Below are 5,892 nucleotides of genomic sequence, written 5' to 3'. Positions count from 1 at the left end.
GTATCTTCTGGCGTCCACGCTCCGGTACGCACGCAACCGCCGACGAGGTGGAAGGTGGGCCAGAAAATCAGGCTGTAGCCAACCGCCAGATCATAGCTGCCCTTCATCGCGATCCAGTCGCGCGCATCAACGTCGCTGTCGTCGGTGTTCCACTGCGGAAGGTCCGCGATCAGGTGATCCGGATAGGGAGAATCAGGGTGCGCAACCATTGTCGTCCCCCGTCATTGATCTCACGGCAGGCAAACATGGCTGCCATGAGATCTATGGCGCAGAGCGTGCCGACGCGCGTCTTCTGACCACCGCGCTTCAACCCCCACCGCTGTCATCCCGGTTTCGCGGCACGCGAAGACCGGGACCCACGACTGTCCCCCGCGCCGCAGCTTCCGGGCGTGCCGTGGCGATCGTGGGTCCTGGTCTTTGGCTGCGCCAAACCCAGGATGACACGCGGGGTAGAATTTCCGGGCGTGAGCTTGGTGTTTCCTGCCCGGCCGCTACCGCGCGGCCCAGCCGGCCCCCGCCCGCCGCCGCCGCACGGCCGCGCCGGCCAGGCCGAAGCCGGTGAGCATCAGGGCCCAGGTCGCCGGTTCGGGGACCGCGAAGGACGAGAAGCTGAAGGCCCGGATGTTGGCCGAGGCGTTGGCGAGGTTGGTGCCGTCGCCGAGCAGCAGGAAGGACTCGGGGCCGACGATGTCGAACGTCGCGCCGCTGAGGACGGTGACGCCGTTGACGTCGAGCGAGGTGCGGGCGCCGGAGCCGTAGAGCTCATAGGTGTTGTAGGCGGCGGGATCGAAGCCGGGCGGATACTCGTAGACGCTGACGCCGCCGATGGTCGCGCCGAACCGCGGGCCGGCCAGCCCGACGTAGCGGTAGAAGGTGGGCGTGGAGATCCCGAACGAGACGCCGAACGGATAGTCGGGCACGCTCCCCGCCTCGCGGCCGGTGAGGCTGGCGACGACCTTGATCGCGAAGGTGTCGGTGGGGCCGATGGTGACCGGCAGGGTGTAGTAGCTGGCGTTGAACCCCGTCGTGCCGATGCCGATGCTGTCCTGGCGCAGTTCCCCGCCGACCACCGAATAGACCCGGGTCTCCGGGACGACGCCCACATAGCCCCAGCCCTGGGCGCTGGGCAGGCGGCCGGTGTCCAGGACGTAGGTGTTGGTCGCGGCGCTTGCCGGATGGGCCGCCGCCAGGACGGCGAGGGCGCCCAGGGCGGCGGCGGATTTCAGGGGGGTGCGCATGACAGGTCTCCGAGGGTGATCCTCATGCCCGCCGATCATCCACGGATTTTCGCGCCGCGCGCTACCTGAACGAGTAGCGGCGCGCGCCGACGGGCAGGCTTGCTGGCGCTGGCGCGATGCGGTGGGGGTGGCGTACGGTGCGCTCGCGCGATCGCCCTTCCAGCCCCGGGACCTGCATGCCGAAGCCTCATCACGCCTTCCTCAAGGCCAGAACCGGCCTGCTGGCGCTGGTGGCGCTCAGCCTGGCGCTGGGCGCGGGGCCGGCGCTCGCGGCCAAGGCGGTCGACCCCAAGGTCTCCTCGATCGTGCCGGCCGACGCCGCGGCGCTGGGGTTCGATCCGGCGAAGCTGGACGTGGCGCGCCAGGCGCTGAAGGCCGACGTGGCCTCGGGCAAGATCGTCGGCGCCTACCTGCTGGTCGGGCGGCACGGCAAGGTGGCCTTCCAGGAGGGCTTCGGGGTGCAGGGGCCGGGCCAGGCCACGCCGGTCAGCGACGAGACCATCTTCCGGGTGTTCTCGATGACCAAGCCGGTCGTCACCGTGACCGCCATGACCCTTGTCGAGCAGGGCAAGCTGGACCTGGACGCGCCGGTGTCGAAATACCTGCCGGAGTACGCCAACCTGCGGGTCTGGCAGGCCGATGGGTCCAGCGTGCCGGCGACCCGGCCGATGCTGGTCCGCAACCTGATGAGCCACACCTCCGGCCTGATCTACGGCTTCATCCAGCCGACGACGCCGATCTCCAAGGCCTGGGCCGCCGGCGGCGAGGGCCGCGACGACCTGACCGCGCGCGACTACGCCCGGCTGATCGCCAAGCTGCCGCTGCGCACCGAGCCGGGCACGGCCTGGTACTATTCCCACTCGACCGACGTGCTGGGCGCGGTGGTCGAGGTGGCCGGCGGCAAGCCGCTGGACGTCCTCGTCCGGGAGCGGGTGACCGGCCCCCTGGGCATGACCGACACCGCGTTCTGGCAGCCGGAGGCCAGGCGGGCGCGGTTCGCCGAGCCGAAGGCGGTGGGGTCGTTCTACGACTACGCCAAGCCGACGCCGTACCTGTCGGGCGGCGGCGGAATGTCGTCGACCGCCGAGGACTACCTGCGCTTCGTGCTGATGCTGGAGGGCGACGGCCAGTACAAGGGCGTGCGGATCATCAAGCCCGAGACCCTGGCCCGCATGCGCCAGGACGAGACCACGCCGGCGATGCGGGCGGCGGGCCTGTTCTTCCCCGGCCCCGGGATGGGGTTCGGGCTGGGCTTCAGCCTGGTCAACGACGACACCGTGCAGCGCCCGGGGAAGGGCGCCTTCTCATGGTGGGGCATCGCCGGGACCGAGTTCTGGGTCGACCCGAAGAACGACGTCGTCATGGTGTTCATGATCCAGAGCCGCGAGCTGGCCATGGAGTACCAGCGCAGGAACCGGGCGTGGATCTACGACGCGCTGGTCAAGTAGGCGGTCGGAGCCTGGGACGGCTACAGCGCGCGTCGCCCCTGCACGAAATGCAGCACGACCAGGACCAGGGCGATCAGGAGGATGACGTGGATGGCCGCGGCGGTGATGTGAAAGGCGAAGAAGCCCAGCAGCCACATGACGACCAATACGACCGCGATAATTCCGAGCATCGTCCTGTCTCCCGACGGTTTTCCGGGCCATGGACGGCGCCCGCGGAGTGCAGAGCGCGTGGCTGAGCCATGCGTTCCCCCGACCGCTGGATCCCGCGCAGGCGTGGACCCAGGCCGCAAGCCGCAGGACAGGACCGACGATCATGACTGAGACCATCGGCTTCATCGGCCTGGGCGACCTGGGGCGGCCCATCGCGGCCAACCTGCTCGCGGCGGGCTATGGCCTGCGGGTCCACAACCGCACGGCGGCCAAGGCCGATGCGCTGGTGGCCCAGGGCGCCCACCGCGCCGACCGGGCGGTCGACGCGGTGCGCGCCGGTGGCATCGTCGCCACCCTGCTGTGGGACGACGCTTCGGTCGAAGAGGTGGTGACCCGCGACGGCTTCCTCGAACGGCTGGGGCCCGGCGGGGTGCACATCTCGATGAGCACCGTGTCGCCGGAGGGGTCGAAGCGGCTGGCCGCCCTGCACGCCGCCCACGGCTGCCAGTTCGTGGAGGCGCCGGTGTTCGGCCGGCCGGAGGCGGCGGTCGCCCGCCAGCTGTGGATCGTCTGCGCCGGCGCCCAGGCGGCCAAGGATCGCGTGCGGCCGGTGCTGGAGGCCATGGGCGCGCGGGAGATCTTCGATTTCGGCGAGGCGATCGGGGCGGCGACGACGCTCAAGCTGCTGGGCAACTTCCTGCTGATCTCGGCCGCCCAGTCCCTGACCGAGGGACTGTCGATGGTGGAGAAAAGCGGCTTCGATCCGAGGGCGGCGCTCGACATGCTGACCCGCACCCTGTTCCCGTCGCCGATCTATCAGACCTACGGCCGGATGATCGTCGAGAAGTCGGGCGGCTTCAGCCAGAGTCCGATTCCCGCCAAGGACCTGGGCCTGTTCACGGCCGCCGCGGACCAGCTGGGGGCGCCGGCGCCGCTGGCCAGCCTGCTGCTCGAACTGCGGACCCGAGGCGCGTAGGCTGCCTACGCCGAACAAGGAGCCCCCTGCATGTCCCTCTCCCCCGTCCTCTACGGAAATGTCTGCCAGGGCCTGACGGCGGCGCTGCACGACCACGGCGTGCTGGTCGTCACCTTCACGGCGCCGGAGCGGATGAACGCCTTGGACCAGTCCATGAAGCGCGACCTGATCGAGCTGGTCACCCGCGTGCAGATGGACGATGCGGTCCGGGTCTTGGTGTTCACCGGCGAGGGCCGGGCGTTCTGCGCCGGCGACCACATGGGCGGCTATCACGAGGGCGAGCCGGCCAGCGTGGCCAAGATCGGCGGCGGGCATTCGACGCCGATCGGCACCGCCCAGGCGCTGCGGGTCTACTCCCAGGCGCTGAATCTGGCGGTGCGCAACCTGGACAAGCTGACCATCGCGGCGATCAACGGGCCGGCGATCCAGACCGGGCTGTCGCTGGCGCTGTGCTGCGACTTCCGGATCGGCTCGACGGCGGCCCGGCTGGGCAGCGCGACCCTGCGCTTCGCGTTGCTGCCGGACGAAGGGGGGCACGCGTTGCTGGTGCAGCATCTGGGCCTGGCCCAGGCTCTGGACTTCGTGCTGCGCAAGCGGATCGTCGACGCCGAGACCGCCCTGCGGCTGGGCCTGCTGAACGAGGTGGTGACGCCGGACGCGCTGCTGCCGGCCGCCATGGCGCTGGCCGCCGAGCTGGCCGAGGGGCCGCAGGTGGCGATGCGGATGCTCAAGCGCTCGCTCTACAACGCCGCGGAATCCACCTTCAGCCAGGCGCTGGACGACATCGCCGTCCGCACGGCCGTCACCGACCACCACCCCGACGCCCGCGACGGCGGCGCCTCGTTCCGCGAGAAACGGGCCCCGAAGTTCAACGCCTGGCTGGAGGGGGAGTAGGCTACTCCCCTGCCTTGACCGCCTCGGCCGCCTTGTTCAGGTCGGGGGCGTTGGGGGAGTTCATCGCCGCGCCGGTCTGCATGCCGGCCTTTAGCGCGGCGGCGGCGCCCTCGTGGGACATGATCTTGCTCAGCACCGCCTGGCCGGCGCGCTCGAACCATTCGCGGTTGTCGATCACGTGCTGGCGGGAGGTGCGATAGCCCTCGAGCAGGCCGTGGATCTCGGGGATCACGTAGCGCGCCACGAGATCCCAGCTTTTCAGCGTGTTCTCGCGGTTGGCCCAGTCGTGGGCGAAGCCCAGCACCGCGCCGAACCCGCCGGCCGAGGCGGCCAGCTTGCGGATCGCGGCGACCAGATCGTCCGGCGTGCCGATCACCGAGGCGGCGCCGGCCACGAAGGCGGTCTGGTCCACGGCGTCGTCGGCACTCTTGAACGGCAGCGCGCCCGGCCGCATCAGGGTGCCGACGGTGTATTCGTTATGCCACTGCATCAAGCCCTGGCCGGCCTGGGCGCGGGCTTCCTCGCGGGTCTCGGCTATGTGCCAGCTCATCAGCACCCGCCAGTCCTTGCGGTCCACGGTCTTGCCCGACTTGGCCGCCGCCTGCTCGGCGAAGCCCCATTGGGTCGGCAGCGCCGCCAGGCCGGCGTCGGAATTCGAGCCGATCGACAGCACGCCCATGCCGTACTTCCCGGCCAGGGTCATGCCGGATGGGCTGATCGAGGATGCGGTGACCATCGGCATGTCTTCCTGCAGCGGGAAGAGCTGCAGCCTGGCGTCGCGCAGGGTGAACCAGTCGCTCTGGTGGCTGACCCGCTCGCCGGCGAACAGGCGCTTGATGACCCCGATGGCCTCATCCTGGCGGTCGCGCTGGGTCATCGGGTCGATCCCCAGCATGTGGGCGTCCGACGGCAGGGCGCCGGGGCCGGTGCCGAAGATCACGCGCCCGCCGGTCATGTGGTCCAGCTGCACCATCCGCTGGGCGATGGTGAAGGGGTGGTGATAGGGCAGGGAGACCACGCCGGTGCCCAGGCGGATGCGATGGGTGTGCTCGCCGACCGCGGCCAGGAACATCTCCGGCGAGGCGATCGTCTCCCAGCCGGTGGAGTGGTGTTCGCCGACCCAGAACTCGTCATAGCCCAGCGCGTCCAGATGCGCCGCGAACCTGATGTCGTTGCGCATCTGCAG

At 70.2% G+C, this 5,892-nt stretch carries 7 protein-coding genes; 3 read left to right on the top strand and 4 right to left on the bottom strand.

What is annotated here, in order from left to right:
* Positions 1 to 209: hypothetical protein (locus Q0R13_RS05070; RefSeq protein ID WP_293900424.1), on the bottom strand; the 209-nt coding region annotated here is incomplete at its 3' end.
* Between the two features lie 282 nt (positions 210 to 491).
* On the bottom strand, positions 492 to 1,238 hold the full coding sequence (locus Q0R13_RS05065) for a PEPxxWA-CTERM sorting domain-containing protein (RefSeq protein WP_293900421.1): 747 nt from the start codon (positions 1,236 to 1,238) through the stop codon (positions 492 to 494).
* 176 nt (positions 1,239 to 1,414) lie between these two features.
* On the opposite strand from Q0R13_RS05065, the gene Q0R13_RS05060 reads away from it, so the two are divergent.
* The gene (locus Q0R13_RS05060; RefSeq protein ID WP_293900418.1) at positions 1,415 to 2,686 is read left to right on the top strand and encodes a serine hydrolase domain-containing protein; all 1,272 of its coding nucleotides are present in this window, start codon (positions 1,415 to 1,417) and stop codon (positions 2,684 to 2,686) included.
* Between the two features lie 20 nt (positions 2,687 to 2,706).
* Here Q0R13_RS05060 and Q0R13_RS05055 read toward each other — a convergent pair whose 3' ends face one another.
* A complete protein-coding gene (locus tag Q0R13_RS05055) occupies positions 2,707 to 2,856 on the bottom strand; it encodes a lmo0937 family membrane protein (RefSeq protein ID WP_293900415.1) in 150 nt (49 codons plus the stop codon).
* 143 nt (positions 2,857 to 2,999) lie between these two features.
* Between Q0R13_RS05055 and Q0R13_RS05050 the strand changes: the two genes are divergently transcribed.
* Both Q0R13_RS05050 and Q0R13_RS05045 read left to right on the top strand, forming a co-directional pair.
* Positions 3,000 to 3,812, top strand: a complete 813-nt coding sequence (locus Q0R13_RS05050) for an NAD(P)-dependent oxidoreductase (protein WP_293900413.1) — start codon at positions 3,000 to 3,002, stop codon at positions 3,810 to 3,812.
* A 30-nt stretch (positions 3,813 to 3,842) separates the two neighbouring features.
* Positions 3,843 to 4,706, top strand: a complete 864-nt coding sequence (locus tag Q0R13_RS05045; RefSeq protein WP_293900410.1) for an enoyl-CoA hydratase/isomerase family protein — start codon at positions 3,843 to 3,845, stop codon at positions 4,704 to 4,706.
* A 1-nt stretch (position 4,707) separates the two neighbouring features.
* Here Q0R13_RS05045 and Q0R13_RS05040 read toward each other — a convergent pair.
* Positions 4,708 to 5,892 (bottom strand): LLM class flavin-dependent oxidoreductase (locus tag Q0R13_RS05040; RefSeq protein WP_293900407.1); only part of this gene is annotated, 1,185 nt, incomplete at its 5' end.

It is taken from the genome of Phenylobacterium sp., from assembly GCF_025351295.1.
In the GTDB taxonomy this organism is placed as follows: domain Bacteria; phylum Pseudomonadota; class Alphaproteobacteria; order Caulobacterales; family Caulobacteraceae; genus Phenylobacterium.
The sequence above is the reverse complement of the archived record's forward strand: the minus strand, read 5'-3'. Positions and strand labels throughout refer to the sequence as shown.